We start from the raw sequence: 25473 nt of genomic DNA on the forward strand, positions 1-25473 counted from the left end.
CTGATTGCGAAGAGCCCCGCCCCTGCAGCCCAGGTGGCGGGGTTTTTCGCGCCTAGAACCCGCGCGCGACGGCGAATTGCGCCGCCTCGGTCATCGCCGAGCGAGCCTTGCCGTCGGGGAAGATCGAGATCGCATCTATCGCCCGGTGCGCGAAATGCCGCGCCCGCTCGCGCGTGTCCTCCAGCGCGTCGTGCTTGTCGATCAGCGTGATGGCATGAGCAAAATCCTCGTCGCTCGATCGGTGGCCGAGGATCGCATCGCGCCAGAACTTGCGCTCACCATCCGAGCCGCGGGCGTGGGCGAGGATGACGGGCAGCGTCATCTTGCCTTCGCGGAAATCGTCGCCCCGGTCCTTGCCCATTTGCGCAGCATCCGAATCGTAGTCGATCGCGTCGTCGACGAGCTGGAATGCGACACCCAGATTGCGCCCGTAATCCTCGAGCGCGCGCTCCTGTTCGTCGGAACATTCCGCGACGACTGCGGCGATCTGGCTCGCGGCAGCGAACAGCGCAGCGGTCTTCGCACCGATGATGTCGAGATAGCGTTCCTCGCTGGTCTCGATCTGGCGCTGTGCGGTCAATTGCGAAACCTCCCCCTCCGCGATCACGGCGCTGGCATGGCTCAGGATCTTGAGCACGCGCAGAGAGCCGTCTTCGGTCATCAATTCGAAGGCACGCGAAAACAGGAAATCGCCGACCAGCACCGTTGGCGGATTGCCGAAGACGATATTCGCTGCCGCCTTGCCCCGGCGAAGCTCGCTCCCATCGACGACGTCGTCGTGAAGGAGAGTCGCGGTGTGAATGAATTCGACCGCTGCGGCGAGCTTGTGATGTCGCGTCCCATTATAACCGACCAGTTCGGCCCCGGCGAGCGTAAGCATCGGACGCAGCCGCTTCCCGCCGCCGGAAATGAGATGCCCCGCAAGTCGCGGGATAAGCGGAATCTCGCTCTGCATCCGCTCCAGAATGACGGTGTTGACCGCATTCATGCCGCTCGCGGTAAGCGAGAGCATCGGATCGAGCGTCGGCCGCTTTCGCGGCAGGGGAACGACGTCGGCTGTCATGGGCGGTGCATGTGGGCGAGGCAGGAACGCTTGGCAAGCCGCAAATTGCTGTTAGCTTTGCAAGCCATGTCCGACGATACGCACACCTCCGGCACGATGACGCCGCCCTCCGAAAGCGAGCGTGCGCCCGCGCTCGACCCGGTCCTGACGGCCTACCGTAAGAGCATCGACAATATCGATTCGGCAATCATTCACATGCTCGCCGAACGATTTCGGATCACCCAGGCGGTGGGTGAATACAAGGCGCGCGTGACCCTGCCCCCCGCCGATCCCGCGCGCGAGCAACGCCAGATCGCCCGGCTGCGGAAATTGTCGGAAGAGGCCGATCTCGACCCCGAATTCTCCGAGAAATTCCTGCGCTTCATCATCGATGAGGTCATCCGCCATCACGAAAAGGCACGCTCGGGCTGATTCTTCAGCGAGACTCTTTGGAAGAAGGAGCCGGAAGCGAGACCGGCACCGCAACCGGGAGAGCACCGAGGGACGGATCCATCGCGGGCGCCCCACCTCCATCCTTTGAGCGCGAAGGCGCATCGAGCGGAACCGGAACCCTTTGCCCCTTCTCCAGCGCCTCGCGCAGGATAATCGTCGAGCGCACCGCTGCCGCCCGGTCGCGCATTGCGCGGCGCTCTTCGCGCCTAAGGCGGATCGGATTGCCTTCGCGGTCGAATGCGACCCGGCCCGAGCCCGGGAGGACAATGCCCTGGCGCATCTCGTCCTCGAACCGTTCCATCGTCGCGAAAGGGTTGTGAAACACGGTGCGCGTGCCCGCGAGACCGCCGCGCGAGCTTGGTGACGCGCAGGAGGCGAGTGCGAAGCCAATGGCCAGAAGGATACAGGCTTGTGTCTTCACGGCGCGCCTTCCGCAATTGAACAGCTATTGATGCTCGGGGAGACCGCTTGAACGCGGGATTAATGGTCGATTCGAAAAGTGCACACCACCAGGCCATGCACGAACCGGTCGGCCGAACCGCAGGGTCGCTGCGTGCTCCGGGCTGGGAGCACCCCCCCGGAGATGTGCGGCTCGACCGGTTTCAGCGCGGTGGATTGATCGCGCTGGCCCGACCGCCGGGGCTGGAAACTCGCATCGCGCTTGCGGCTGATACTGCGATCGGTTGGGTTTATCCCGGTCCGCTGCGCGAGTGGCTCGTGATGCCGTCACGAGCGTAGAGCGTCTGACCGTCCGGCCCCGTCAGGCGCTGGGTCGCCGACGAATTGCCCCGTCGCGGCGGCGGCTGCGACTTCGGCTGCGGCTGCGGCTGCGGCTGCGGCTTGCAGACAGGCCATACTGCTCGTCGCGAAGCGAGGCGACGGTACCGGAAAAGCTCGCCCTCGCCCCCATTTCGCCGCGGTCGCGTTCGCGGGTAAAAGAGTGGGTCTTGCCGCCCGGCCCGGTCTGGCTGCGGCTTACGGTCCAGCCGGTCTCGGTGCGCTGGCGATCGCGCCTGGTAGAGGCCGTCTTACCGCTCTGCTCGTGGATCGCGCTTCGCTCCCGCGCGAGCGTACCAGCCTCCCGACTCACCGTAGTGGTTTGGGTAACGGTGGCATTGGGGCCGTCATGGGTGCGCGTTCGGTCTTGGGCCTGCGCATGCACTGGGATTGCGACGAAGGCGATGGTTAAAACGGCGGAAGAAGGGATAGTGGGTCGCATCTCCTTTCCTCGCGGGACCAAGGGGGGGTTGTTTGCTCATCCCCGCCCGGCTTCCACCATTCGGTCGTGGACATGAGGCAAACGAGGCAGCCCATCACTACCCTTCGCGGGCCCCGTGGGTTTTTCCGATACCAATTACGAACCGTCTGAAGCCCGGTTGATATCGCCCGGGTTTTCGACCGCTTCCTGCGATCCCCTGCTATGCTCGATTATGCCCCCGATCCGGCGGTCGATCCTCCGCTCTCGCCGCTCGAGCACACGGTCCGCGAAATCGGACGGGAGCGGCGGCGAATCACCGAGCACGTTGTCGAGCGGTTCGCCGGGGCGGATCGGAAAACGACGGTCTTTCGGCAGGTTCGCTCATTTCGCACGCCCTTCAGTGGCATTGAGAGTCTCCTGCGCCTCGCACGCCTTCCTCAGCGCCGCGCGGGCACGATGATCGAGGCGGATCAGCGCGATGCGATGGCCCGTGCGCTCATCGCTACGCTACCCGAACGCGCAGCGCGGCTTCCTCGCGCGCGGCGAGTCGCGCGACGAGCGTCGCATCATCGCTGCCCTCGGCGGGCATACGGCCCGTCGGCATCGAAGCGAGGTTGCCCTTCATCCTGTCTCGCGCAAATGGCCCCGTTGGCTTGGGCAATGGGTTCCGGCTTCGCACCCAATGCCGCGCAAGGTTGTCGAAACCCTTCGCGGACCTCGAGGAAAATCGCGCTCAGGCGCGTGGAAGGCTGAGTTCGACCAGCAGTCCGCCAAGGTCCTCGCTTTGGCCAAGCTTGACCGAGCCGGCGTAGATTTCCACCACGTCGCGCACGATCGCAAGGCCGAGCCCGGTGCCCGGCTTGTCTGTGTCCAACCGCGCTCCGCGGTCGAAGATGCGAGTTCGATCGGCCTCGGGGATGCCTGGTCCGTCATCCTCGATCCAGATCAAACATTGCCCGGCTTGCGGTTCTTGGTCGATCGTGACGAAAACGCTGCCCCCGCCATATTTCGCTGCGTTCTCGATCAGGTTGCCGAGGATCTCATCGAGGTCTTGCCGCTCGATCGCGACTTCGGCGGTGCCGCTCCCGGCTATGTCGAAGCGGGCTTCGGGATGGAGCCGCTCGACCGCGCGGCGAACGGCCTCGGCGCTGGCGCGGACATTCGTGCGGGCATGGCCGACCGCACGCCGCCCGACCGCGCGGGCACGGGCGAGATGGTGGTCGACATGGCGCTGCATCACCCGCGTCTCGCGGAAAACGGCATCCGACAGGTCGGGTGCGCGCGCAGTCGCGGCATTGGTAAGCACTGTGAGCGGGGTCTTGAGCGCATGGGCGAGATTGCCCGCATGACGCCGTGCCTCCTCGGCCTGCCGTTCCGAGTGAGCGAGCAGCGCGTTCAATTCCTCGACCAGCGGCTGGACCTCCTCGGGCAGCGGCTCGGTAATCCGGTTCTCGCCCGTGGTGCGCAGTTTCTGGATCGCCGCCCGCACCCGCCGCAGCGGCGAGAGGCCGTAGCGAATCTGCAGGAGCGCCATGGCGATGAGGCCGAGACCGAGGACCGCGAAGCTCCAGATCAGGATCAGCCGCACGCGCTGCACCTGCGCGTCGATTTCCTCGGTCGCGCTGGCGACGGCGAAGGTCCAGCGCGTGTCGCTGCCCGGCAGGATTACGGTTCGCTCTGCGATACGCAGCGGCTCGCTTTCGAATTGGTCGGAATTGTAGAAAACCGGCTCGCTGTCGAAGCCTTGCCCGCCATTTGCCCCGCCGGCGCGGTCGACCACACCGCGCAGTTCGAGCGTACGGTCCCACAGGCTGCGCGAGGGCCACGGGTCCTGCCCCTCCCCGTCGATCTGCCAGTAGAGCCCACTGCCCGGCTCGAGGAAGCGCTGGTCGCCCAGCACGCGGTAGAACGACACCTCGCCCCCCGGCTGCACCTCGGCCGAGGCGATCATGGCGGTGAGGATGTATTCCAGCTGCTCGTCGAAATTTTCCTCGACCTGGCCCGTCAGCGTGCGTTCGAGCGCGATCCCGCCGCCCAGCAGAAGGACGAGGATCCAGGCGGTCGCGATGAGCCCCATGCGCCGGGCAAGGCTGCCGCGCGGACGCATGGCGAGCGGGCGACCGGGAGCAGGCGTCACCGCTCCGTCCTCGACGCTCGCAGCACTTCCGGCCCCGCCCTCGGGCGAGGTCGCGGCACTGCCGACGGGCTCAGGCCCGCGGCGCGTCCGCCGGGTCGTCGAGGCTGTAACCGAGGCCACGGATCGTCGTGATCACTTCTGCGCCGAGTTTCTTGCGGATACGGGTGACAAAGACTTCGATCGTGTTGGAATCGCGGTCGAAATCCTGATCGTAAATGTGCTCGATAAGCTCGGTTCGGCTGACCACCTTGCCCTTGTGGTGCATAAGGTAGGAAAGCAGCTTGTATTCCTGTGCTGTCAACTTGACCGGCTCGCCCGCAAGGGTGACCCGGCCCGACCGCGTATCGAGCCGCACGTCGCCCGCCGTCAGCTCGCTGGAGGTATTGCCGGAAGCCCGGCGGATAAGTGCGCGCAGGCGGGCGATCAATTCCTCGGTCTGGAACGGCTTGGCGAGATAATCGTCAGCGCCGGCATCAAGCCCGGCGACCTTGTCCGACCAGCTGTCGCGCGCGGTCAGGACGAGCACGGGGAAATCGCGCCCTTCCTTGCGCCACATGCCGAGCACGGTAAGTCCGTCGATCTCCGGCAGGCCAAGATCGAGGATAACCGCGTCGTAATCCTCGGTGCTGCCGAGGAAATGTCCATCCTCGCCATCGGTGGAAAGATCCACAGCATAGCCGTTCTGCTCCAGCGTCGTTTTCAACTGCTGGCCGAGCGTGGGTTCGTCTTCGACGATCAGGATGCGCATTGTCCACCGTTTGTCGTTTGCTTGGCCCTTTTCGTTGGGCTTTCGGCTTTGTTTCGTCAACTCACGTGGGGTCGCGTGGCTCCCGTGTCCACCGCCCGGACCCGAAGCGCGTCAGCGCGATCGGCTGATGATCTTGCCGGTCGCACCGTCGACATCGACATTGATCACACGTCCATCCTTGATAAACTTCAACCGATAGGCGCGCGCGGTCGCATCATAAGCGAAGCCGAGATATTCCGCTCCGCGCATGCGAGGAAGGACCAGCCGCTCGATTTCGCTGATGGTCTTGATGTTGCCCGCCTTCATGGCCTTGCGGGCTTCGCCCTGGTCGGTGCGCGACTGGTTCTGGGCGAATGCCCCGCCAGCATCGATCGCCCCGGCTGGGGCGACTAGCGCGCCGAGCGCAAGGGCAGCGAGGAAGCCGGCGACAAGGGAGCGTATGCGTTTCATGGTCGACGCGTAAATATCGGCAAGGCATTGAACGGGCTGTGAATGGAGCGCAGCAGCCCTTCACCGGTCATTCTTCATCCTCGTCATCGACCAGTTCGTAAGTGATCGAAATGCTGACGCCCGTTTCGACTATTCCGGGCTGGACCGGGGTCGCGCTGACCTGGACGCTTTCGGCATCCATGGATCGCATCGCATTGGCAGGTGAAGGGCCTCTTCCCCGGATCGTCTCGTTGATCCGGAGCACCTCGACACCGTCATAGCCAAGCATCGCGGCATAGGCCCGCGCCCGCGCCCCGGCTCGCTGCACGGCGCGCATACGGGCCTCGTCCCTGACTGCGGCATCATCCTCAAGCCCGAAATTCGGTCCCGAAATGTCGGTCGCCCCGGCTTCGACGAGCGCGTCGAGCGCTTTGCCGGTACCCTCGATGTCGCGAAGCTTGACGCTCACCCGGTTCGAGACGGAATAGCCGCGGAACACCTGTTCGCGATTTTCGCGATCATAGTCATACCGAGCCGACAGGTTGATGCCTGTCGTCTGGATATCCTTTTCATCGACTCCCAGCGTCTTGATCCGCTCGATCACGCGCGTCATCTCCCGCGCATTCTGTCGCATCGCCTCGACCGCTGTAGGTGCCTGGGTGGTGACACCGGCGCCAATCGTGACGATGTCGGGCTCGGCGGTGATGCTTTCATAAACGCTGAGCTCGATTACCGGGCCTTCGGCTTCGATCTCGACATCGGCTGCAGCGGCTGGAACTGCGAGCAGCCCAGCGCTCAATGCAGCGGTAACGGCGGTCTTCATGGCAATATCCTTCCTTGGGTGCGCGACATGTTCCGCTCGATCGCGAAGGCCGACTTTCCGCACGCTGAACCGCGCACACTCAACCGCCTTGTGAGGCGGGATGCAAGCGATTACCTGACCGTCCCTATGGCACAGCCCCCGATCCTCAGCCTCGAAAACCTCTCCCTCCAGCAGGGCGGGCGCTGGCTGTTCGGGCGCGGCGCCAATGCGGACGGGCCGGAGCCGATCGATCTCCATGTCCTGCCGGGCGACCGGCTCGCGCTGATCGGGCGCAACGGGGCGGGCAAGACGACGCTGCTGCGGCTGATCACCGGGCGGATCGAGGCAGATCGCGGGGTCCGGCGGTTGAAGCCGGGGACGCGGATAGTGTTTCTCGAACAGGACCCGGATTTCAGCGGCGCGGCGAAGCTGATGGATTTCGCGCTGGCCGGCGAAGACGCACCCGAGCGCCACGAGGTCGAGGCGATCGCGGGCCAGCTCGGCATCGACATGAGCCGTGAGGCGGCGAGCGCGAGCGGCGGCGAGAAGCGCCGCGCCGCCATCGCCCGCGCTTTGGCGCAGGACCCGGACCTGCTGCTGCTCGACGAGCCGACCAACCACCTTGACTTGTCCGCCATCGATTGGCTCGAGGACTGGCTGAGCCGCTACAAGGGCGCCTTCATCACGATCAGCCACGATCGCACTTTTCTCAAGCGTCTGACGCGCGCGACGCTGTGGCTGGACCGGGGGACGCTGCGGCGCAAGGAGGTCGGCTTCGGCGGCTACGAGGCGTGGGAAGAACAGGTCTATGCGGAGGAGGCACGGGCCGCCGAAAAGCTCGACGCCAAGCTCAAGATCGAGGCGCACTGGCTCGAACGCGGCGTGACGGCGCGGCGCAAGCGCAACCAGGGGCGGCTCGAAAAACTTCATCAGATGCGGGCCGTGCGCGCGGCGATGATCTCGACCAGCGGGGCGGCGAAGCTCAAGCTCGCGAGCGACGAGGACTTCAAGTCGAAATCGGTAATCGTCGCGGAAAACATCACCAAGAGTTTCGGTGAACGCACCGTTATCAAGCCCTTTACCCTGCGGATCCAGCGCGGTGACAGGATCGGGATCGTCGGCGCGAACGGCGCTGGCAAGACGACCTTGCTGAAAATGCTCACCGGAGAGATAGAGCCCGACAACGGCACGATTACGCACGCAAGAACCCTTTCGGGCGTGATGATCGACCAGCAGAGGAAGCTGCTCGAACCCGATGCGAGCGTCCGCCAGATTCTCGCCGAAGGCGGCGATTGGATCGACGTGCAGGGCAGGCGCAAGCACGTCCAGGCCTATCTCAAGGAATTCCTGTTCGATCCTGGCATCGTCGACACCAAGGTCGGCATATTGTCGGGCGGCGAGCGCTCGCGTCTCCTGCTCGCCCGCGAGTTTGCGCGCACGGCGAACCTGCTCGTGCTCGACGAGCCGACCAACGACCTCGACCTCGAAACGCTCGACCTGCTGCAGGAGGTGATCGCCGATTTCGACGGGACCGTGCTGATCGTCAGCCACGACCGCGATTTCCTCGACCGGACCGTGACGGTGACGCTGGGCCTCGACGGGTCGGGGACGGTCGATATCGTCGCCGGCGGCTATGAGGATTGGCAGGCGAAACGTCGAAAGCCGGTCGCTGGCAGCTCGAAGCAGAAGGCGAACGCCCCCTCCCCCTCGCCCGCCATCGCAGCGCCAAAGGCCGACAAGCTCTCCTATAAAGACCAGCGCGACTACGAGATTCTGCCGCAGCGGATCGAGGAACTGGAGGCGGCGATCGCGAAAGGCGAGGCGATCCTGGCCGATCCCGATCTCTTCACGAGGGACCCGCAGCGGTTCGCCACGATTTCCAAAGGCATCGAGAACGCCCGCGCCGAAAAGGAGACCGCCGAGGAACGCTGGCTCGACCTCGCCGAAAAGGTCGAGGGGTGAGCGAGGCAGCGAATCACCTTCACCGCGAAATTTCCGCCTGCACCCTGTGCGCCGACCATCTCCCGCTGGGTCCTCGCCCGGTCGTTCAGTTCACGCCCTCATCACGCGTGCTGATCATCGGGCAGGCGCCGGGGACGAAAGTACACGCAAGCGGCGTTCCGTGGGACGACGACAGCGGCGACCGCCTGCGCAGCTGGCTCGGGATGGAGCGAGGTAACTTCTACGATCCGGCGAAAGTGGCGCTGATGCCGATGGGGTTCTGCTATCCCGGCAGGCGCAAGGGCGGCGACGCCCCGCCGCGCCGTGAATGCGCGACGCATTGGCACGAGCGGGTGCTCGCCCTGCTGCCGGAGGACCGCCTGACCCTGCTCGTCGGGACCTACGCCCAGGCAGCCTACCTGCCCAAAACGCGCCGCCTCACCATGACGGAGCGCGTCCGCCGGGCGGACCAGTTCGGATCGCTTTTCCCTCTTCCCCATCCGGCTTGGCGTGCGCGGCTGTGGATGGCGAAACATCCCTGGTTCGAGGCAGAGACCCTTCCTGTCCTGCGCCGTGCCGTGGCGCGCGCGCTCGGCTGACCCTTAGGCGATGCGGTAATATTCCGCCACGCGGTCGAGCGCGATCCTGAGCACCAGCTTGCCGCTGCGCACGGGCCAGCCAAGCGCCTTTTCGGCATCGGGAAGACCCTCGTTCGCGCAGACCACGCGCCACAATATGTCTTCCAGCCCCTTGCCCGCATGCGACATCGCTTCGTCGAATCGGCGCTTGGCAGCGACCTGCCGCTCGGTCGGCGAAAGACCCCGATCGCCTGTTGTTTTCACCCTGACCGGGTCCCAACGCATCGTCACATTCGCAGACAACTGGGCGCGCTCATAATCGTTTCGCAAAGCCTCTCCAGCATCGAACAGGCGATTTTCGAGATGGCCGCGCGAATGGAGCCAGGCGAGCGGCGACTCGCGCAGGTTCACCGTCACCGTGCGCCGCTTTCCCCGCGCATCGCCCGCTCGGCGGGGGCCTTCGGATGTCAGTTCGCGTTCGACCAGCTCTCGCTTCATGCCCGTCCTCCCTTTTTCCGGCCAAGGGAAGACTTGCCAAAGAGGGCGGGCTGTAGGAAAGTCCCAAACCAATCTGGTAAAATATGCATTGCGCGAGCCCACTCATGATCAACCGTATCCGCGATATCCGGAAGGCCAAGGGGCTGACGCTGGCCGAACTCGCCCAGGCCTGCGACCCGCCAACCACAGCGCAGACGATCGGGCGACTTGAGACCGGCATGCGCAACCTTTCGCTCAAGTGGATGGACCGCATTGCAAAGGCGCTGGGCGTCGACCCGGAAAGCCTCGTTCGGTCCGAACAAGCCCCGGCGGCTAGCGTCGTCGCTGAACTCGGTGCCAACGGAGCCGAAGCGCTGACTGCCCCCCGCGAGGCATTACTGCCGACCGATCTTGCAGCCGCGAACGGAAACGCGTTGGCAGTGCTCGAGGTCACCGCGAGCATGGGCGAGTATCGTCCGGGCGACCGGCTCTGGCTGCGGCGGATCGATCCGCAGGAATCCGGGCAGGCGATCAACCGCGATTGCCTTGTCCCGCGCGCGGGCGGGCGTTTTGCGTTCGGACGCCTGATCGACCGCCAGGGTGCACGAATCGGCCTGCTTCCGCCCGGTGCGGGACAGAAACAGCTTATCGTGGACAACCCGCCCTGGATCGGTCTCGCGGTGATGCTGGTGCGCGAACTGTGAGCCCCGCGCTACGGCTTGCGAGTGCGCGGTGATGAGGCACGTTCTCTCGATCAGCACGCTCTGGCCGAACCCGGTTGCCCCGCGCTTCGGCACCTTCGTTGCGCGCTCGCTCGAATCCCTTGCAAGACGCGGGGACTGGCGGGTGACCGTGATCAACCCTATCGGCCTGCCACCTATCGCGCTTGGTCGTTACCGGCAGCTGTCGGGTATCGAGGAGCAGGCCGATGAAGGCGGCATCACCGTCCATCGCCCACGATTCACCCTGATCCCGAAGATCGGCGGCCGGCGCAACGCGGCGGCGATCGCACGCTGCGCCATGCCGCTGGTCAGCGCGATCCACGCGGAGCATCCGATTGACCTGATCGACGCGCAATTCTTCTTCCCCGACGGACCGGCCGCCGCACGCATCGCGCACTCGCTCGAACTCCCACTTTCGATCAAGGCACGCGGCAGCGACATTACCTTTTGGGGCCATGTCGATTATGCGCGCGAGCAGATGCTCCGTGCGGCACATCAGGCGGACGGTCTGCTGACCGTGAGCGAAGCCCTGAAGCGCGAAATGGCGATTCTGGGGATGACACGCGAAAAGATCACGGTTCATTATACCGGACTGGACCGCGACCGCTTCCGTCCGCTCGCCCACACGCAGTTGCGGGCGCAGCTGGGCGCGGAACTGGGCTTCCTAATGTCCGATAACGCGCCTCTGCTCGTCTCTGTCGGTGCGCTGATCGAGCGCAAGGGACAGCATATCGCGCTCGACGCCTTGACCGAAGTGCCAGGTGCGCACCTTGTCCTTGTCGGGCGCGGCGAGCAGGAAGCCCAGCTCAAAGGGCAGGCGCGCGCGCTCGGTCTTGCCGAGAGGGTGCATTTCGTCGGCCTGCTGGACCACGACGTGCTTCCCCTCTTGCTCTCGGCCGCCGATGTCATGGTCCTGCCGAGCGCCAATGAAGGCCTTGCCAATGCGTGGGTCGAGGCACTCGCCTGCGGGACCCCGGTGGTGACCTGTGATGTGGGCGGGGCACGCGAACTCATCACGAGCGATCTTGCCGGACGGCTCGTCAAGCGCGAACCCGGTGCGGTTGCCACGGGAATCAATACAGTGCTCAACGATCCCCCGCCTCGGCAGGCAGTAGCGGAACTTGTCGAACGTTTCAGCTGGGAGGAAAACGCGGCCCGGCTGGCGGACCATTATGGTCGGCTTGTGGCCGAGCAAGAATGAAGCGTCATGCTTCCCCGCGGGCGATCTTCTCCTGCCGGTCGGCCTCGCTTTCCTGCGGCACGAAGCTGTTCGAGGTCACGCCCAGCCAGATGAGGATCGGCGCGGCGAGATAGACGCTCGAATAGGTCCCGACAAAAAGGCCGAACGTGATAGCGGCGACGAGGCCGAACAGGCTCGCCGGTCCGAAAAGGAGCAACGGCAAAAGCGCGACCAGCAGGGTGAGCGAAGTCATCACGGTGCGCGCCAGCGTCTCGTTGATCGAAAGGTCGAGCAGTTCGGGCAGCTGCATCTTGCGATATTTCTTGAGGTTCTCACGGATGCGATCGAACACGACGATCGTATCGTTGAGCGAATAGCCGATGATGGCGAGGATCGCGGCGATGATCTGCAACGAAAACTCTAGCTGGAACAGCGCGAACAGGCCAAGCGTGAGCGATACGTCATGGAACAGCGCGAACAGCGCGCCAGCCCCGAACTGCCATTCGAACCGGATCCAGATATAGAGCGCGACCGCCACCATCGCCGCGAGCAGCGCGAGGATCGCGTCCTGCCGGAATTCGCCGGAAACCTTGCCCGACACCGAATTCACCGCGTCGATCTGGATATCGTCATATCCCGCCTCGAGCGCGCCGGTAATGCGTGTCGTCAGCTCGTCGGCAAAGGCCGGATTGCCCTCGGCCTCGGGCGGGAGCTTGACCCGGATCGAGACCTGGTTTGCCTCGCCGAAGCGCTGGACGACGGGATCGCCGACGCCTTCGATCGCACCGATACTTTCGCGCAATTCGGGGACCGGCGCTTCTGCGCTGTCGGTAAAGGTCGCCTGAATTTCCTGTCCCCCGGCGAAATCGACACCGAGATTGAGCCCGTTGAAGAAAACCAGCCCCCAGCTTGCCGCCACCAGTAGCACGCTCGCGAAGAAGAACGGCACGCGCAGCTTCAGGAACTTGATGTTCGTATCCGCGGGGACGAGTTTGAGGAGTCTCATGGGTGCTTTTGTCCCTCGCTCAGATATTGAGATCGGCCGGGCGGGTCTTGCGGAGCCATCCGGCGACCCACATCCGGGTCAGCGGCAAGGCGGTGAAAACCGACGTGAACAGGCCCAGAATCAGGACGACCGCGAATCCGCGGATGGGGCCCGAGCCGAACAGGCCCAGCAGCACGGCGGAGATGAAATTGGTGATGTTCGCATCATAAATCGCCCGGCTGGCTTCCTTGTAGCCCGTCTCGACCGCCGTCACGACCTTGCGCCCGCGCTTGCGCTCTTCGCGGATCCGCTCGTTGATGAGCACGTTGGCATCGACCGCCGCACCCACGGTCAGTACGAAGCCCGCAATGCCGGGCAAGGTAAGCGTCGTGTTGAGCACGGCCATGATGCCCAGCAGCATCGCGACATTGAAAACCAACGCGATGGTCGCATAGACGCCGAACCGGCCATAGGTCGCCATCATCAGCGCGATGACCGCGAGGCTTCCGATCAGCATGGCGATCATGCCGCGCCGGATCGAATCCGCGCCCAGGTCCGGGCCGACCGTGCGCTCCTCGATCACCGTCAGCGGAACCGGCAACGCGCCCGAACGCAGCGAGATCGCCAGATTGTTGGCGCTTTCGGCGGTAAAGCTGCCCGAAATCTGCGCCCTCCCGCCCAAGATACGCTCACGGAAATAGGGCGCTGAAATGACCTCCCCGTCGAGGATGATGGCGAAACGCTCGCCGACATTTTCGGTCGAAAGCTTGGCGAAACGCGCCCCGCCCTGCGCATCGAAAGTGATATCGACGACATTCTCGTTGGTCTGCGGGTCCACCCCCGCCTGCGCATTGGTCAGGCTGTCGCCGCGGATGCCGCCGAGGCGCTCGACCGCTTCGAACTGGCCCTCGAATCCGGTGCCAGGCGCATAGGGCACGATCTGGCTGCCGGGGGGGGCGATCCCAGCCTGCACGTTGCTTGGCAGCGCGTCCTTGTCGACCAGCTTGAATTCGAGCTGCGCGGTCTGGCCGAGCAGATCCTTCAAGGCATCCGGGTCCTCGAGTCCCGGCACCTGCACGACGATGCGCGTGTCGCCCTGGCGGATGATGGTCGGCTCGCGCGTGCCGAGATCGTCGATCCGGCGGCGCACGACTTCGGTCGCGCTTTCCATGGCATCGTCGATGCGGGCCTCGAGCCCCTGTTCTGTCGGGGTCAGCACCATGCGCTGTGTGTCAACGACTTCGAGATCCCATTCGCGGGTCAGCCCGTCGCCCATGATGTAGGGTTCGAGCAGGCCGCGCGCACGGTCGATATCGGCTGCTTCGGACAAGATGAAAGAGAGCTGGCCGTCCCGTGTCGAAATGTCGCCGATGCGGATGCGAGGGGTCGCGCCCCGCATTTCGCGCCGCACGGTTTCTTCCATGTTCTCGAGCTGCTGCGCGCCAATCTCCCGGACCTCGGCCTCCAGCAGGAGGTGCGAACCGCCCGCAAGGTCGAGGCCGAGATTGACCATCGGGTCGGGCAGTTCGTCGGGCCAGTCGATGCCGGCCGAATTGGTGAGCGACGGCAGGGCCGCGATCACGGCTGCGAGGGTGATCCCCCACAGCATGAGTTTCTTCCAGAGAGGGAAATCGAGCATTGCCGCTGGATCTTGCCTTGCTTGGTTCTTGTTCTGGGGTCGATCGGAAAAGCGCGGAACGCCTGCCGGATCAGTCGTTCGCGGCGCTGCCGCCGGGCGGGATGACGTCGCCGATCGTGGACTTGACCGCTTTCACCCGCACGCCCTGGGCGAGTTCGATATCGGCATAGGTTTCGTCGACCTTGGTGATCTTGCCGACGAGCCCTCCGGCGGTAACGACCTGGTCGCCCTTCTTCAATTCGCTGATCTTCTGCTGGTGTTCCTTCTGCCGCTTCATCTGCGGGCGAATGATGAGGAACCAGAAGATCAGGACCATGCCGACGATCGGCAGGAGGTTGATCCATGCCGGCGGGGCTTCGGCAGCCCCCGCGCCCGCAGCGAGAATGTCAATCATGGTCACTGAACCCGTCAGAATGTGTCTATCGATCCCGGCTCGAGGCATCGAGCCGCGAGCCCGTCTGGCTTCGGCCGCGGCTCGCCGTCCTCATAAGTGGGCGCGGTTAGCAGCAATGCAAGCGCCCGGCAATTGGCGTTCCCTGCCTTTCGGTCGGTCCTTCATGCGCAGGAGCGGGCAAATCGTCTTGCCAGCCGCAAACGCCCGCCCTATAGCGCGCGCCTCCACTGGATCCGGGACGTAGCGCAGTCTGGTAGCGCATCACACTGGGGGTGTGGGGGTCGCTGGTTCGAATCCAGTCGTCCCGACCAGTGGAGCATCCCCCGGCACTCAGCCGACTAGCGGAGCTCGGCTCTTTCAATCGAAATCTTTAGGTCGGCGAGCGATTGGAGCTTGGCCGAGAGGGGCAAGCATTCGTTCGCCCGTTCGGTTGAGTGATCGAATTCGCTCGCTCGAGGCGTGCCAGCCTGATCAGTAGACCCAGGCCAGTTGGACCATGAAGCGCTGCGTGTCGGCCGAGAATCCGCTGCTGCGGTAATCGGCATAACGCAGCGCCAGGTCCGTTCCGGCGATCCGGGCGCTTGCCAGCAAGTCGATCTCGTTACCGTAGACGCGCAGATCGCGATCGCTGGTAAAATGGTGGAACCCCGCCTTGAGCGTCACCTCGTCAAGCGCGCCGACACGGCCCGGTGCATAGTCCGCCGTCGCGTAATAATCGCGCAAACCGTCGGGCGGCGTGGGCAGAAATCGACCCGCCAGACCGAGGAATTTCAGCCCCGTATTTAAGGGCCGCTGAAACGATGCAAAGGCCACGCCATCGTCCGCACCGAGGATTTCGAGCCCGGTTCCGAGCTTCCATCTTCCGGTATGTGCATTCGCCTCGACCACCAGGAAATCGGCGGTGTAATCGTTTGGATTGCGTCCGCTGTCCGATTGCCGCGCGAAACTTGCCAAATAGGATAGCGCGAGGTTTTCCGCGACTTGCTGCTTTCCATCAAGACGCACGCCATAGGTCTGGCTTGAGAGACGGAAGGACTGCGCGTTTTCGTTGTCCAGATCCACGATATAGGCGAAGCCCGTAATCGTACCGATATCCGTTTCGGCCGCGACGTTAATGAAGAGGTTGTCGCCCCCGACCGATTCCGGGCGCGAGCCAAAGCCGTCTCTGCCCCAGAACGGACGGAACGACCAGGCATAGCTGGCATCGACTCGCAGCCCCTCCAGACCCGTCCAGACCATGCGCACCGCGTCGAAATTCTGGGCGTTCTGGCGGATCGGGGCAGTGCCGATGAAGCGTTCGTCGTCCAGGCTGATCTCCTGCCGCCCGACCTTGGCGGCAAGGCCTGGCGCTTCGTATCCGAGATAGGCCTGGTAGACGGCGAGATTCTCCGGATCGGCGATGATCGGGCGATCGGTGACCCCGTCGAGACCGTCAGTGTAATTGTCGACGATCGCGATGTTCGCCTGGCCTTCGAATCGCGCCGTCCAGCGCCCGCTTGTCGCTTCGGCACCGGTGCGAATCCGAAATGTCAGCGCCTCGGAGGTTTCCGGCAGGCTGTCGACGTCGAGCGTTTCGAGCTGGAGGCGGGCATCGATCAGCGGCTCGACCTCTATCTCTCCCGCAATGGCGGGGTGAGCGAGTGCGCCGACAAGCAGCGCAGCTGCGGCGCGAAGCGGCATTGCGGTCCGGGTCGAAAGGGCAAGCCGGCGATGCGGGACGGTTAAAGCGGGCATGGCAATGTCCTCGTCATTCGAAAACGGGGGGCAAAGGCAGACGCTGGGCCCAGGGGTCAGAAATCGGACCAATCGTCCGCAGCGAGAGCGATTGCCGCGGAGCCTTGCGCCTGCGGGACCTGGGTGGCCCGACGCAGCGGCATGGCGCGATCGCCCATTTCCCAACGCGGATTCTCCAAAGTTCCTGAATCGGATCCGGCGAGCGTGAAACGGGCCATTTCGCGCGAGAGCGTTCCAGCCTCGTCCGCGAGGCTGCGTGCGGCGGCTGTGGCCTGTTCGACCATCGCCGCATTCTGCTGCGTGACCGAATTCATCTCGGTGACCGACTGGTTGACCTGTTGCAGCCCACCTGCCTGATTCTGGGCGGCATCGGCGATCCCGGCGATGACCTCGCTGATCTCCTCGACGCTGCGGAAGATCCGCTCGAGCGACTCGTTCGCTTCGCCAACAAGCTGGACGCCGGATTCGACCTGCTGCGCAGATGCCGAGATGCGGCTCTTGACGTCGGCAGCCGCCTCGGCCGAGCGCTGCGCAAGCGCGCGGACTTCGGAGGCAACCACGGCAAAGCCCTTGCCGGCCTCGCCCGCGCGCGCCGCCTCTACCCCGGCATTGAGAGCGAGCAGGTTGGTCTGGAAGGCGATCCCGTCGATCACCGCGATGATCTCGGAAATCTCCCCAGACGACTGCTCAATCGCCCGCATCGCATCGATCACGCGGCCCACGACCTCGGCCGATTGCTCGGCATCGCTGCGGGTTGCGTCGACCTTGCCATTGGCATTGGCCGCCTTGTCCGCCGAATCCCGGACGATCTCCGTGATGCGGTCCATGGAGTTTGCGGTCTCCGACAGGTTCATCGCCTGGCGTTCCGTACGCTGCGAAAGATCGTCGGAAGCCTGCCGGATCTCGTTCGCGCCGGTATTGATCGCATTGCTGGCGCCGACAACGGCCAGCATGGCCTTCTCCAGCGCCTCGAGCGCACGATTATAGTCCCGCCGGATCGGTTCATACGCTTCGGGAAACGGCTCTGCGATCCGCGCTGTGAGATCTCCCTCGGCGAGGCGACCGAGGCGTTCGCCGATGGTGGCGACCACGTCACGCTGGGCGTCCTCGTCGCGCTGTTTGGCGATCGCGGTATCCCGAAAGGCTTCGATCGACGAGGCGATCGTGCCGATCTCGTCCTTGCGGTTCGTGAAATCGACGGTGAAACCGTGCTCACCCCTGCGCAGCCGGTCCATCAGGCCGCACAGTCGGGCCAATGGTGCGAAACTGCGGCGCAGCACGACGAGGATGACGCAGCCGATGATCAGGGTCGCGGCGGCGAATACAAGCGCGAACATCCATGCAGTCGCATTGACGCCGGAAAGGAATTCGGCCTTGGGAATGCCCGAATAAAGCACACCGATCACCTCGCCCTGCGCATTCTTGATCGGGTCGTAAGCGGTGAAATGCGGCACGCCGAGAATGTCGGCCTCTCCGCGGAAGGGGATGCCCCGGACCAGCACGGCATCGCGCACTTCGGGACTGGTGAGCCGGGTTCCGACCGCGCGCGAGCCATCGGCCTTCTGGACATTGGTGGTGATGCGAAGGTCCCGGTGAAAGACCGTCGCCGATCCGCCGACCAGCTCTCGCACCCGATCGACCGGCTGGTAGAAACCGTCGAGAGGCCGCTCACCGATATAGAGCTTTCCGCCGCGTTCGACGAAGCCATCGCCATACTGGCCGAGCACGTTCCACGCGACCCGCATGTTCGCTTCCTGGCGTTCCTGCGCAAGCCGTTCGGCTTCGGACGTCAGGGCGAATGTCATCACGCCGATGCTTACCAGAGCCAGAATGGCTAGCGAGAGCACCACTAGTCCGGCAATCCTTGTCGAAAGGCTGAAGTCTGCGATGCTGTCTTTGAACGATTGCATAAGGCGGCCCATCTTTCCGTGAGAAGGGGGCGCACCGGTAGCTGGAACGTATGATCGTTTGCCTTTCCGCTGGGCGCGGAGCATTGCTTATGTTCAACGAAACGATTGGATACGGGCCGGACGACCCGGTCGTGATTGTTGCCGCCTCGTATCTGGGTCCATTCGAATCCGGCGAGCGCGGTGAAGCCGCCCGGCTCGTTCAGGCGGTACGCGAAGGGTGGTTTTCCAGATAGCCCGGTTGCGCACGCGCGCTTCTTCCGGATCACCGAGGGCCTCGGCTACGGCGGGCTCAAGAAGCAGGGTCCCGCCAGTCCGTCGCGATGATCGGCGATGACGAGGAAACCGAACGGCCTCGGACGCCGCGCCTCCGCCCCGGTGATCGCGAACACCTACTCGCCGCCGGCGAAGCCGAACGCGTCGATGGAATTGTCGGTAAGCAGGTGGGCATCGATAGAACAGGGTCTGTCCGGAAACTCGCCGAATGCGACGGCTTCTGCGCCGTCGCCCGTTTCGTCGGTTCTGCAGCCTCCTGTTCGTCCCCACGAGCCGCAAGGCCAAGCGCCGACGCACGGGCGAGCACCCCCGATAAGACACCCTTTACCGACTCTTTCTTCGTCCTCTCTCGCCTCGAAAACCCGCCGCGCCTTACCTAACGCGACAGGCTTGACACGAGGCTCGGACGCCCGCTTTTGCGGCGGCAGGGAGGAATCCGGTCGTCCAATGGCATGGAGTATTCGTCGATTGCCGCTTTTTGCCCGTTGCCGCCCCGCGCAAGCGGATTTCATGCCCTTGTTCAATATGTTGCCCAGACCCTCTTCCTCTCTCGCCTTCCCGCTCGCGACTGCCCTGCTCGCGCCATTCGGCCCGGCTTGTGCGCAGGAACCGGCGTCCGGGCAGGAAGCGAGCGCCGTTGCAAACGAACCGGTCGAACCGGTCGCTGCCGGAGAGCAGAGCGCCACGCAGCCGGGATACCCACGAACACGGCGCACCTTCAGCCCCGACGATTTCGCCCGCTTCGCCCCGCGCAGCGCGCTCGACATGGCGCGGCAGGTGCCCGGCTTTTCGATCCGCGAAGGCGGCGGCGCACGCGGGCTGGGCGCGGCCGACACCAATGTGCTCGTCAATGGACGGCGCATTTCGGGCAAATCGAACGGCCCCGTGGATGCGCTTTCGCGGATTCCGACCGAGGAAGTGGTCAGGCTCGAACTGGTCGACGGGGCGAGCCTCGACATCGGCGGGCTCACCGGACAGGTGCTCAATGTGGTGACGAAGGCCTCGGGCGGGATCTCGGGCCAGTTTCGCTATTCTCCGCAATTCCGCAGTTTCGGAACGCCCGCACGGCTGCTCGATGGTTCGATCGCGATCGCGGGTGGCGGGGCGAAAGACGACTGGACTCTGTCGCTTGCCAACAATTCCAACCGCCTTGGAGACGAGGGGCCCGAGCTGGTCTTCGACGGCGCGGGCGCCCTGATCGACCGCCGCGACGAGGTCCGCAACGAGAATTTCGATCGCTTCGGCCTGTCGGGGTCCTATTCGCGCGTTGCGGCGAATGGCAACGTGCTCAACCTGTCCGGCGAGGTGAACGGCTTCATCCGGCGCGAAACGGAGATTTCCGAAAGGTCCGGTGCGATTTCCCCGATCGATCGCACGCGGTTCTTCGAAAGCGGCGAGGATGAATTCAATTTCGAGGTCGGCGCGGATTACCAGTTCCGCCTCGGGGCCGGGCGACTGAAACTGATCGGCTATCACCGCTACGAGAACAGCCCGACCTTTTCGATCCAGCGAACCGAATTCACTGATGGCGCGCCCCCGGAGGAAAGCGTCTTCACACGCAATGCCGACGAAGGCGAAACGATCGCCCGGGCCGAATATGCCTTCCCCGCATTGGGCGGCGACCTGCTGCTGGCGGCAGAGGGCGTGCGCAATTCGCTTGCGATCCAGTCCGCGCTGGAAGTGCGCGACGAGGACGGCGACCTCGCCCCCGTGCCGCTGCCGGGGGCCAATGCGAGAGTCGAGGAAGACCGCGCCGATCTCGGCCTTACCTATAGCCGCTCGCTTGCTCGCGGCCTGCAATTCCAAGCTTCAGGCGGGGCGGAATATTCGCAGCTTCGCCAGAGCGGGCCGTTCGGCCTGACCCGAAGCTTTTATCGGCCGAAGGGTTTCGTCGCGCTGGACTGGAAGGCCGCGCCGGGGCTGAACCTTTCCGGGCGGATCGAGCGCGCCGTTGGCCAGCTCAGTTTCTTCGATTTCATCGCCACTGTCGATCTCGACCAGGACCGCGAAAACGCCAGCAATGCCAATCTCGTCCCCCCGCAAAGCTGGGTGGTGGAAATGGAGGCGAATCTCGGGCTCGGCGCGCTCGGTTCGCTCAACCTGCGTCCCTTCTACGAGGACATTTCGGATATCGTCGACCAGATCCCGCTGGGGGGCGGCGGGCAGGCGCCCGGCAATCTCGCCTCGGCCGAGCGTTACGGCGTGGACGGCGACCTGACCCTTCTGTCCGAGCCGCTCGGCTGGCGAGGCACACGGCTTGACGTCGGCTTCTCCTTCCTCGGCTCATCGGTGCGCGATCCGCTGCTCGGCACGCCGCGCGAGCTCAGCGGCAACGACATCGTCGATATCAGTACCGATATCCGTCACGATTTCGCGGGCGGCGTGTGGGCGCTGGGCGGTTCGGCCAACTGGGAGGACAATGCGCCTGTCGTGCGTCTCGACGAGGTGGCGCTCCGAACGGAGAGTTTCGGTTTTGTCTCCGCCTTTATCGAGAACAAGGATGTGGGTGGCCTGACGCTGCGTGCCAATATGGCAAATCTCATTGATCGGAAGAACCGGTTCGAGCGCACCGTCTTCGCCGATCGCTCCGCCGGCCTGATCGCCTTCTCCGAGGCGCGCGAGCGCCGGTTCGGGATGATTTTCACGTTTGAGGTCGAAGGCTCCTTCTGACGCGCGCTTGCGCGGGTGCGGGCGTCGGCCTAACCGGGCCGCATGAAGAGGACGACAGCCATGGCCGATAAGAAGCAAACCCCGCGCAGGATGCGCAGTTGGCTGTTCGCGCCGGGCGACAGTGCGAAGAAGATGGCGAAGGCGATCGCGAGTGAGGCGGACATCGCGCTGCTCGACCTCGAGGATTCCGTAACTCCCGACAACAAGCCAGCGGCGCGCCTGGCGGTCGGCGAAGCGCTCCGCGCGGCAGAGCAGCGCACCCGCGTTTGGGTGCGGATCAATCCGCTTTCAGGGTCTGACGCGGTCAGGGACCTCGCCGCAATAATGCCGGCACGGCCCGGCGGGGTCTTCCTGCCGAAAGCGGAAGGCGCGCATCACGTTACCGAGCTCCATCACTACCTGACAGCGCTCGAAGCGGCGAACGGGGTCGAGCCGGGTGCAACGCGGATCGCCGCACTTGTCACCGAAACGGCGGCGGCGATGTTCCGCACCGGCGATTATGCGGGCGACTATCCCGGGCGCGAAAGACTTGTCGCGATGAGCTGGGGGGCGGAAGACCTTTCCAGTGAACTGGGCGCGCGTGAACAGCGGGGGGATGACGGGGCCTATGCGCACACCTACGAAATGGCGCGCAGTCTTTGCCTCTTGGGCGCGGTCGCGGCCGGTGTCGCGCCGATCGAGACGGTCCAGCCCGAATTCAAAGACACCGAGGCGCTAGAGCGCCGCGCCATGGCCGTGCGCGCGCAGGGTTTTCGGGGGATGCTGGCGATCCACCCGGCGCAGGTCGGTCCGATCAATGCGGCCTTCACGCCCGGAGCTGACGAGATCGCCCACGCCCGGGCAATCGTGCAGGCTTTCGCGGACAATCCGGGAGCGGGAACGGTAGCGCTCGGCGGCGCGATGCTCGATCGACCGCATCTCGCGCTGGCCCAGCGCCTGCTGGCGGAGGCGGACAATTGCTGAGCGGTTGGAAATCTTTCCTACTTTATCCATATGGGTTACGGACTGCGCGACTCGACAACCAATGAGGAGTGCGTCGCATGGGCCTAATCGAAACCCTCATCGGACCGATCAGTTCGATCATCGACAAGATCATCCCAGACAAGGAAGCCCGCGCCCGGGCAAAGCTCGAACTGCTCCGGCTGGAGGGCTCGCAGGAAATGCAGCTGATCGAGGCCCGCTTGCAAGCGATCGTGGCCGAGGCCAATTCGCCCGATCCGTGGACCAGCCGCGCGCGGCCGAGCTTTCTCTACGTCATGTATATCCTGCTCCTCACCGCCCTTCCGATGGGCGTGCTGAGCGCGTTCAACCCCGCCGCTGCGCGCGACATCGCCGCGGGCATGAACGACTATCTCACCGGGCTACCCGAACCGCTCTATGCGCTCTTCGGCACTGGTTATCTCGGCTACACGGCGGCGCGGCAATGGGGCAAGATCAAGGGCGTCGACCGCTAGGCGCGGGTCTCACCTGCGCCCCAGCACGTAAGCGAGAGCGCCCAGGGCCAATGCGCCCGCCGTTACGGTCACTCGTTTGCGTCTGACCAGCCGCTTGGCGAAATCGGCAATCCGCTGGGTCGGGCCAAGCGCATCCTCGGGATCAAATAGGCGGCTGCGGGCAAGCGCAATCTCGGCCTCACCGAGCGTGGCTGTCGCCAGCACACGAAGCGAGCGACCCTCGTCCCGGCGCAGCGCCTCGATCGCCGGGACCAGTCGCCCGGCGCTTCGCTCGACCTCCGCCTCGAATTCGCGTTCAGGGACATCGAGATGCTCGGCCAGCAGGCGCGTGCGCAGCGCGGCGAGGACAGCGCGCAGGCCTGGTTGGTCCGCCGCCTCGAAGGCGAGGTCGCATTCGCTGTCGCAGGCGAAGGAACGGCTCGCCATGTTCGAGGAACCGACACGGACGAATTCATCGTCGATCACCAGTAGCTTGGCATGGACATAGATCGCGCGGCCCTCGCGATTGGCCGGATGATATATACCAAGCCGCCCGTCGCGGTCCGCCCGGCGCAGGTCTTCGACGATCAGCGTGCGGCGCGTGTCCATAGCTTCGCTCTCGAGCCAGGTCTCGGCTGTCCGGGGCAGCAATATGACGATTTCGGGGCCATCCGGCTCCTCGAGCCTCTTCTTGAGCGCCTCGCCGATAAGACCCGAGGACAGGAACTGGTTTTCGATATAAATGCATCGCTTTGCGGATGCGATCGCGCGGCACCAAAGCTTCTCGATCTGGTCGATAGCCGGCTCGCCGCCATATTCCGGGCTGCTTAGCGCGATCCCCGCAGTTGCATCGCTCAGATCAGTCTCGAGCGATTCGGGCCAGATACCTCCGACGTGCTCCGGCACGGGCAGGTCATGCCCCGTTGCAATCTTCCAGCGCCGGCGGGCGAGCTCCCCCAGCGCGAGGGCCGCTTCTCCGTCGATCGCCAGCGTCATGTCGTGCCAGGGCATGGGCTCCTCGCCCGTATCGCCTCGGCGCGCGTCCTGGGCGGAATGATCGCACGTGTCCCAGCGGCCGGATGTCATGTCGATCCCGCCGCAAAAGGCCAGCCGGTCGTCGATGACGACGATCTTCTGGTGATGGCAGGCTCCGGCAGGGTGTTCGCTATCGAGCCGGAAATGGATCCGCGAATTGGCACTCGCCTTGAGCGAGAGCCAGCTGCCCAGCTGGCGCGCGATGTTGAACAGCATCGCTCCGCCCCACTGCAGGATGAAGATTTCGAGGTCGGGTCGCTGCTCGACCGCATATTCGAGGAATTGCCGCAGCCGGTCGGGAATGCGCGGATCGTCGAGATCTGGTCGCAGTCGGATGTCGAGATCGAATTCCCAGCCGATCAGATAGACGCAGCTTTCCGCCTCAAGGATCGCCTGCTTGGCGGCGGCGAAATATCCCGCAGCGTCGACGATGAAGGAGACGCGGTTCGCGCCGACCTTGCGCCAGCAGGTCTCGCCCTCGACGAGGATCGGCCCGCGCCCTGTGACCGGCGTCGCATGGATCGGTGAACGGCCGTCGCCGGGGGGGTCGAGGGTTCCTGCTTTCGTCATCGGATTACCCTTCCCAATCGGCGAGACCGGCACCGGGTTCCCTGTCCTGTCCCTTTCCAGCCCCGGCCCGTCAGGGTAACAGCGGCGCATGAGCAAGAGCGTCCTCATCCTCAACGGTCCCAATCTCAACCTGCTCGGCCTGCGCGAGCCGGAGATCTACGGCTCGGTGACGCTCGACGAGATCGCGGGCATGCTTGAGGACAGGGCGCGCGAGCTGGATCTGGAGATCGACATGCGCCAGACCAATCACGAGGGAATGCTGGTCGACTGGCTGCACGAGGCGCAGGCCAAAGGGGTGCGGGCCGTGTTGCTCAATGCGGGAGCATATACCCATACCTCGATCGCGCTGCTCGACGCGATCAGAGCGATCCGCACCCCGGTGGTCGAGGTCCATCTTTCCGATCCCAAGACGCGTGAGAACTTCCGCCACACATCCTATATCGGCATGGCCGCCGCACTTACCTTCGAGGGGCACGGCGCGGATAGCTATCGAATGGCATTGGAAGCGGTGGCCGCCGGTCAGGTCTAGCAGACCTGCCTGGCCGAAACCCGCGCACCCTTGCACGCCGCGCACCTTTGCCACTTGCCAGCCGCAATTTGCGGCAATAGTCACCGTCGAAATCATTCAAGGGGCATCCATGGCTAACGACAAGCCGCGTTCCGGAGCGAAATCCGGGATGAACATCGACACAGCTCTCGTCCGCGAACTGGCCGAATTGCTCGGTGAGACCGGCCTGACCGAGATCGAGGTCGAAGACGACGACCGCAAAATCCGCGTCGCGCGCAGCGCCGCGCCGGTCGCGGCATCCGTTCCCGCCGCCGCTCCCGCTGCTCCCGTGTCCGTCCCGGCGGCACCCGCCCCGCAGGCCGACGCGCCCGCAGACACCGCCGATGCGGTCGCCTCGCCGATGGTCGGCACGGCCTATCTTGCGCCCGAGCCCGGAGCGGCGAATTTCGTGAAGCCCGGCGACAAGGTCGCCGAAGGCGATACGCTGCTGATCGTCGAGGCGATGAAGGTGATGAATCCGATCCACGCGGACCGCTCCGGCACGGTCAAGGCGGTTCTGGTCGAGAACGCCCAGCCGGTCGAATTCGGCCAGCCGCTGGTCGTGATCGCGTAGAG

At 64.6% G+C, this 25473-nt stretch carries 26 protein-coding genes and 1 tRNA gene; 11 read left to right on the forward strand and 16 right to left on the reverse strand.

Features of this window, described 5'->3' with window-relative positions; all coding sequences use genetic code 11:
- Positions 1 to 52: 52 nt before the first annotated feature.
- The gene (locus RIB52_RS04405; RefSeq protein WP_350173323.1) at positions 53 to 1063 is read right to left on the reverse strand and encodes a polyprenyl synthetase family protein; all 1011 of its coding nucleotides are present in this window, start codon (positions 1061 to 1063) and stop codon (positions 53 to 55) included.
- A gap of 96 nt (positions 1064 to 1159) precedes the next feature.
- Between RIB52_RS04405 and RIB52_RS04410 the strand changes: the two genes are divergently transcribed.
- Positions 1160 to 1474, forward strand: a complete 315-nt coding sequence (locus RIB52_RS04410) for a chorismate mutase (RefSeq protein ID WP_350173873.1) — start codon at positions 1160 to 1162, stop codon at positions 1472 to 1474.
- Positions 1475 to 1478: 4 nt separating this feature from the next.
- On the opposite strand, the gene RIB52_RS04415 is transcribed toward RIB52_RS04410, so the two are convergent.
- The 7 genes from RIB52_RS04415 to RIB52_RS04445 all read right to left on the reverse strand — a co-directional run bounded on the left by RIB52_RS04415 (position 1479) and on the right by RIB52_RS04445 (position 6830).
- Positions 1479 to 1916, reverse strand: coding sequence for a hypothetical protein (locus tag RIB52_RS04415; RefSeq protein ID WP_350173325.1), 438 nt, complete (start codon positions 1914 to 1916; stop codon positions 1479 to 1481).
- Between the two features lie 339 nt (positions 1917 to 2255).
- Positions 2256 to 2585, reverse strand: a complete 330-nt coding sequence (locus tag RIB52_RS04420; RefSeq protein ID WP_350173327.1) for a hypothetical protein — start codon at positions 2583 to 2585, stop codon at positions 2256 to 2258.
- A gap of 610 nt (positions 2586 to 3195) precedes the next feature.
- A complete protein-coding gene (locus RIB52_RS04425; protein WP_350173329.1) occupies positions 3196 to 3318 on the reverse strand; it encodes a hypothetical protein in 123 nt (40 codons plus the stop codon).
- A 108-nt stretch (positions 3319 to 3426) separates the two neighbouring features.
- Positions 3427 to 4800 carry a sensor histidine kinase gene (locus tag RIB52_RS04430; RefSeq protein ID WP_350173875.1) on the reverse strand — a complete coding sequence of 458 codons (1374 nt, stop codon included), beginning with the start codon at positions 4798 to 4800 and terminating at the stop codon, positions 3427 to 3429.
- Between the two features lie 100 nt (positions 4801 to 4900).
- Complete coding sequence (locus RIB52_RS04435; RefSeq protein WP_350173331.1) at positions 4901 to 5578, reverse strand: response regulator transcription factor; 678 nt, start codon at positions 5576 to 5578, stop codon at positions 4901 to 4903.
- 111 nt (positions 5579 to 5689) lie between these two features.
- Positions 5690 to 6028: a hypothetical protein gene (locus tag RIB52_RS04440; protein ID WP_350173333.1), complete on the reverse strand. Its 339-nt coding sequence runs from the start codon at positions 6026 to 6028 to the stop codon at positions 5690 to 5692.
- 67 nt (positions 6029 to 6095) lie between these two features.
- Complete coding sequence (locus tag RIB52_RS04445; protein ID WP_350173335.1) at positions 6096 to 6830, reverse strand: SIMPL domain-containing protein; 735 nt, start codon at positions 6828 to 6830, stop codon at positions 6096 to 6098.
- 126 nt (positions 6831 to 6956) lie between these two features.
- On the opposite strand from RIB52_RS04445, the gene RIB52_RS04450 reads away from it, so the two are divergent.
- Positions 6957 to 8771 carry an ABC-F family ATP-binding cassette domain-containing protein gene (locus RIB52_RS04450; protein ID WP_350173337.1) on the forward strand — a complete coding sequence of 605 codons (1815 nt, stop codon included), beginning with the start codon at positions 6957 to 6959 and terminating at the stop codon, positions 8769 to 8771.
- The gene (locus RIB52_RS04455) at positions 8768 to 9349 is read left to right on the forward strand and encodes a uracil-DNA glycosylase family protein (RefSeq protein ID WP_350173338.1); all 582 of its coding nucleotides are present in this window, start codon (positions 8768 to 8770) and stop codon (positions 9347 to 9349) included. Before RIB52_RS04450 ends, RIB52_RS04455 begins: the two co-directional genes overlap by 4 nt.
- A 3-nt stretch (positions 9350 to 9352) precedes the next feature.
- Here the strand turns inward: RIB52_RS04455 and RIB52_RS04460 are convergent, their stop codons facing one another.
- Positions 9353 to 9826, reverse strand: coding sequence for a DUF6456 domain-containing protein (locus RIB52_RS04460; protein WP_350173340.1), 474 nt, complete (start codon positions 9824 to 9826; stop codon positions 9353 to 9355).
- 104 nt (positions 9827 to 9930) lie between these two features.
- On the opposite strand from RIB52_RS04460, the gene RIB52_RS04465 reads away from it, so the two are divergent.
- Both RIB52_RS04465 and RIB52_RS04470 read left to right on the forward strand, forming a co-directional pair.
- Positions 9931 to 10509: a helix-turn-helix domain-containing protein gene (locus RIB52_RS04465; protein WP_350173342.1), complete on the forward strand. Its 579-nt coding sequence runs from the start codon at positions 9931 to 9933 to the stop codon at positions 10507 to 10509.
- A gap of 31 nt (positions 10510 to 10540) precedes the next feature.
- The gene (locus tag RIB52_RS04470; protein ID WP_350173344.1) at positions 10541 to 11728 is read left to right on the forward strand and encodes a glycosyltransferase; all 1188 of its coding nucleotides are present in this window, start codon (positions 10541 to 10543) and stop codon (positions 11726 to 11728) included.
- Positions 11729 to 11732: 4 nt separating this feature from the next.
- Here the strand turns inward: RIB52_RS04470 and secF are convergent, their stop codons facing one another.
- The 3 genes from secF to yajC all read right to left on the reverse strand — a co-directional run bounded on the left by secF (position 11733) and on the right by yajC (position 14725).
- Complete coding sequence (gene secF / locus RIB52_RS04475) at positions 11733 to 12713, reverse strand: protein translocase subunit SecF (RefSeq protein WP_350173346.1); 981 nt, start codon at positions 12711 to 12713, stop codon at positions 11733 to 11735.
- Between the two features lie 19 nt (positions 12714 to 12732).
- Positions 12733 to 14331, reverse strand: coding sequence for a protein translocase subunit SecD (secD, locus tag RIB52_RS04480; RefSeq protein ID WP_350173348.1), 1599 nt, complete (start codon positions 14329 to 14331; stop codon positions 12733 to 12735).
- A 70-nt stretch (positions 14332 to 14401) separates the two neighbouring features.
- Positions 14402 to 14725 (reverse strand): preprotein translocase subunit YajC, encoded by a 324-nt coding sequence (gene yajC / locus RIB52_RS04485; RefSeq protein WP_350173350.1) that lies wholly within the window; start codon positions 14723 to 14725, stop codon positions 14402 to 14404.
- 234 nt (positions 14726 to 14959) lie between these two features.
- Here yajC and RIB52_RS04490 point away from each other — a divergent pair.
- Positions 14960 to 15036, forward strand: a tRNA-Pro gene (locus tag RIB52_RS04490).
- Between the two features lie 160 nt (positions 15037 to 15196).
- Here the strand turns inward: RIB52_RS04490 and RIB52_RS04495 are convergent.
- From RIB52_RS04495 to RIB52_RS04505, 3 genes are read right to left on the reverse strand one after another with little or no spacing between them, the layout of a single operon-like run.
- Positions 15197 to 16459: an alginate export family protein gene (locus tag RIB52_RS04495; RefSeq protein ID WP_350173352.1), complete on the reverse strand. Its 1263-nt coding sequence runs from the start codon at positions 16457 to 16459 to the stop codon at positions 15197 to 15199.
- Between the two features lie 56 nt (positions 16460 to 16515).
- Positions 16516 to 18369, reverse strand: coding sequence for a methyl-accepting chemotaxis protein (locus RIB52_RS04500; RefSeq protein WP_350173354.1), 1854 nt, complete (start codon positions 18367 to 18369; stop codon positions 16516 to 16518).
- Complete coding sequence (locus RIB52_RS04505) at positions 18309 to 18635, reverse strand: DUF3604 domain-containing protein (RefSeq protein ID WP_350173356.1); 327 nt, start codon at positions 18633 to 18635, stop codon at positions 18309 to 18311. Before RIB52_RS04505 ends, RIB52_RS04500 begins: the two co-directional genes overlap by 61 nt.
- Before the next feature lie 532 nt (positions 18636 to 19167).
- Between RIB52_RS04505 and RIB52_RS04510 the strand changes: the two genes are divergently transcribed.
- The 3 genes from RIB52_RS04510 to RIB52_RS04520 all read left to right on the forward strand — a co-directional run bounded on the left by RIB52_RS04510 (position 19168) and on the right by RIB52_RS04520 (position 22766).
- Entirely contained in the window at positions 19168 to 21312 is a 2145-nt protein-coding gene (locus RIB52_RS04510; protein WP_350173358.1) for a TonB-dependent receptor plug domain-containing protein, read from the forward strand.
- 42 nt (positions 21313 to 21354) lie between these two features.
- Positions 21355 to 22275, forward strand: a complete 921-nt coding sequence (locus RIB52_RS04515; protein WP_350173360.1) for an HpcH/HpaI aldolase/citrate lyase family protein — start codon at positions 21355 to 21357, stop codon at positions 22273 to 22275.
- A gap of 77 nt (positions 22276 to 22352) precedes the next feature.
- Complete coding sequence (locus tag RIB52_RS04520; protein ID WP_350173362.1) at positions 22353 to 22766, forward strand: holin family protein; 414 nt, start codon at positions 22353 to 22355, stop codon at positions 22764 to 22766.
- A 9-nt stretch (positions 22767 to 22775) separates the two neighbouring features.
- On the opposite strand, the gene RIB52_RS04525 is transcribed toward RIB52_RS04520, so the two are convergent.
- Positions 22776 to 24350 carry a phospholipase D-like domain-containing protein gene (locus tag RIB52_RS04525; protein WP_350173364.1) on the reverse strand — a complete coding sequence of 525 codons (1575 nt, stop codon included), beginning with the start codon at positions 24348 to 24350 and terminating at the stop codon, positions 22776 to 22778.
- Positions 24351 to 24438: 88 nt separating this feature from the next.
- Here RIB52_RS04525 and aroQ point away from each other — a divergent pair, with 88 nt between their 5' ends.
- Complete coding sequence (aroQ, locus tag RIB52_RS04530) at positions 24439 to 24879, forward strand: type II 3-dehydroquinate dehydratase (protein WP_350173367.1); 441 nt, start codon at positions 24439 to 24441, stop codon at positions 24877 to 24879.
- Positions 24880 to 24988: 109 nt separating this feature from the next.
- Positions 24989 to 25471: an acetyl-CoA carboxylase biotin carboxyl carrier protein gene (gene accB / locus RIB52_RS04535; protein WP_350173369.1), complete on the forward strand. Its 483-nt coding sequence runs from the start codon at positions 24989 to 24991 to the stop codon at positions 25469 to 25471.
- The last annotated feature ends 2 nt before the right edge of the window (positions 25472 to 25473 follow it).

This window comes from Erythrobacter sp. (assembly GCF_040217515.1).
In the GTDB taxonomy this organism is placed as follows: Bacteria; Pseudomonadota; Alphaproteobacteria; order Sphingomonadales; family Sphingomonadaceae; genus Erythrobacter.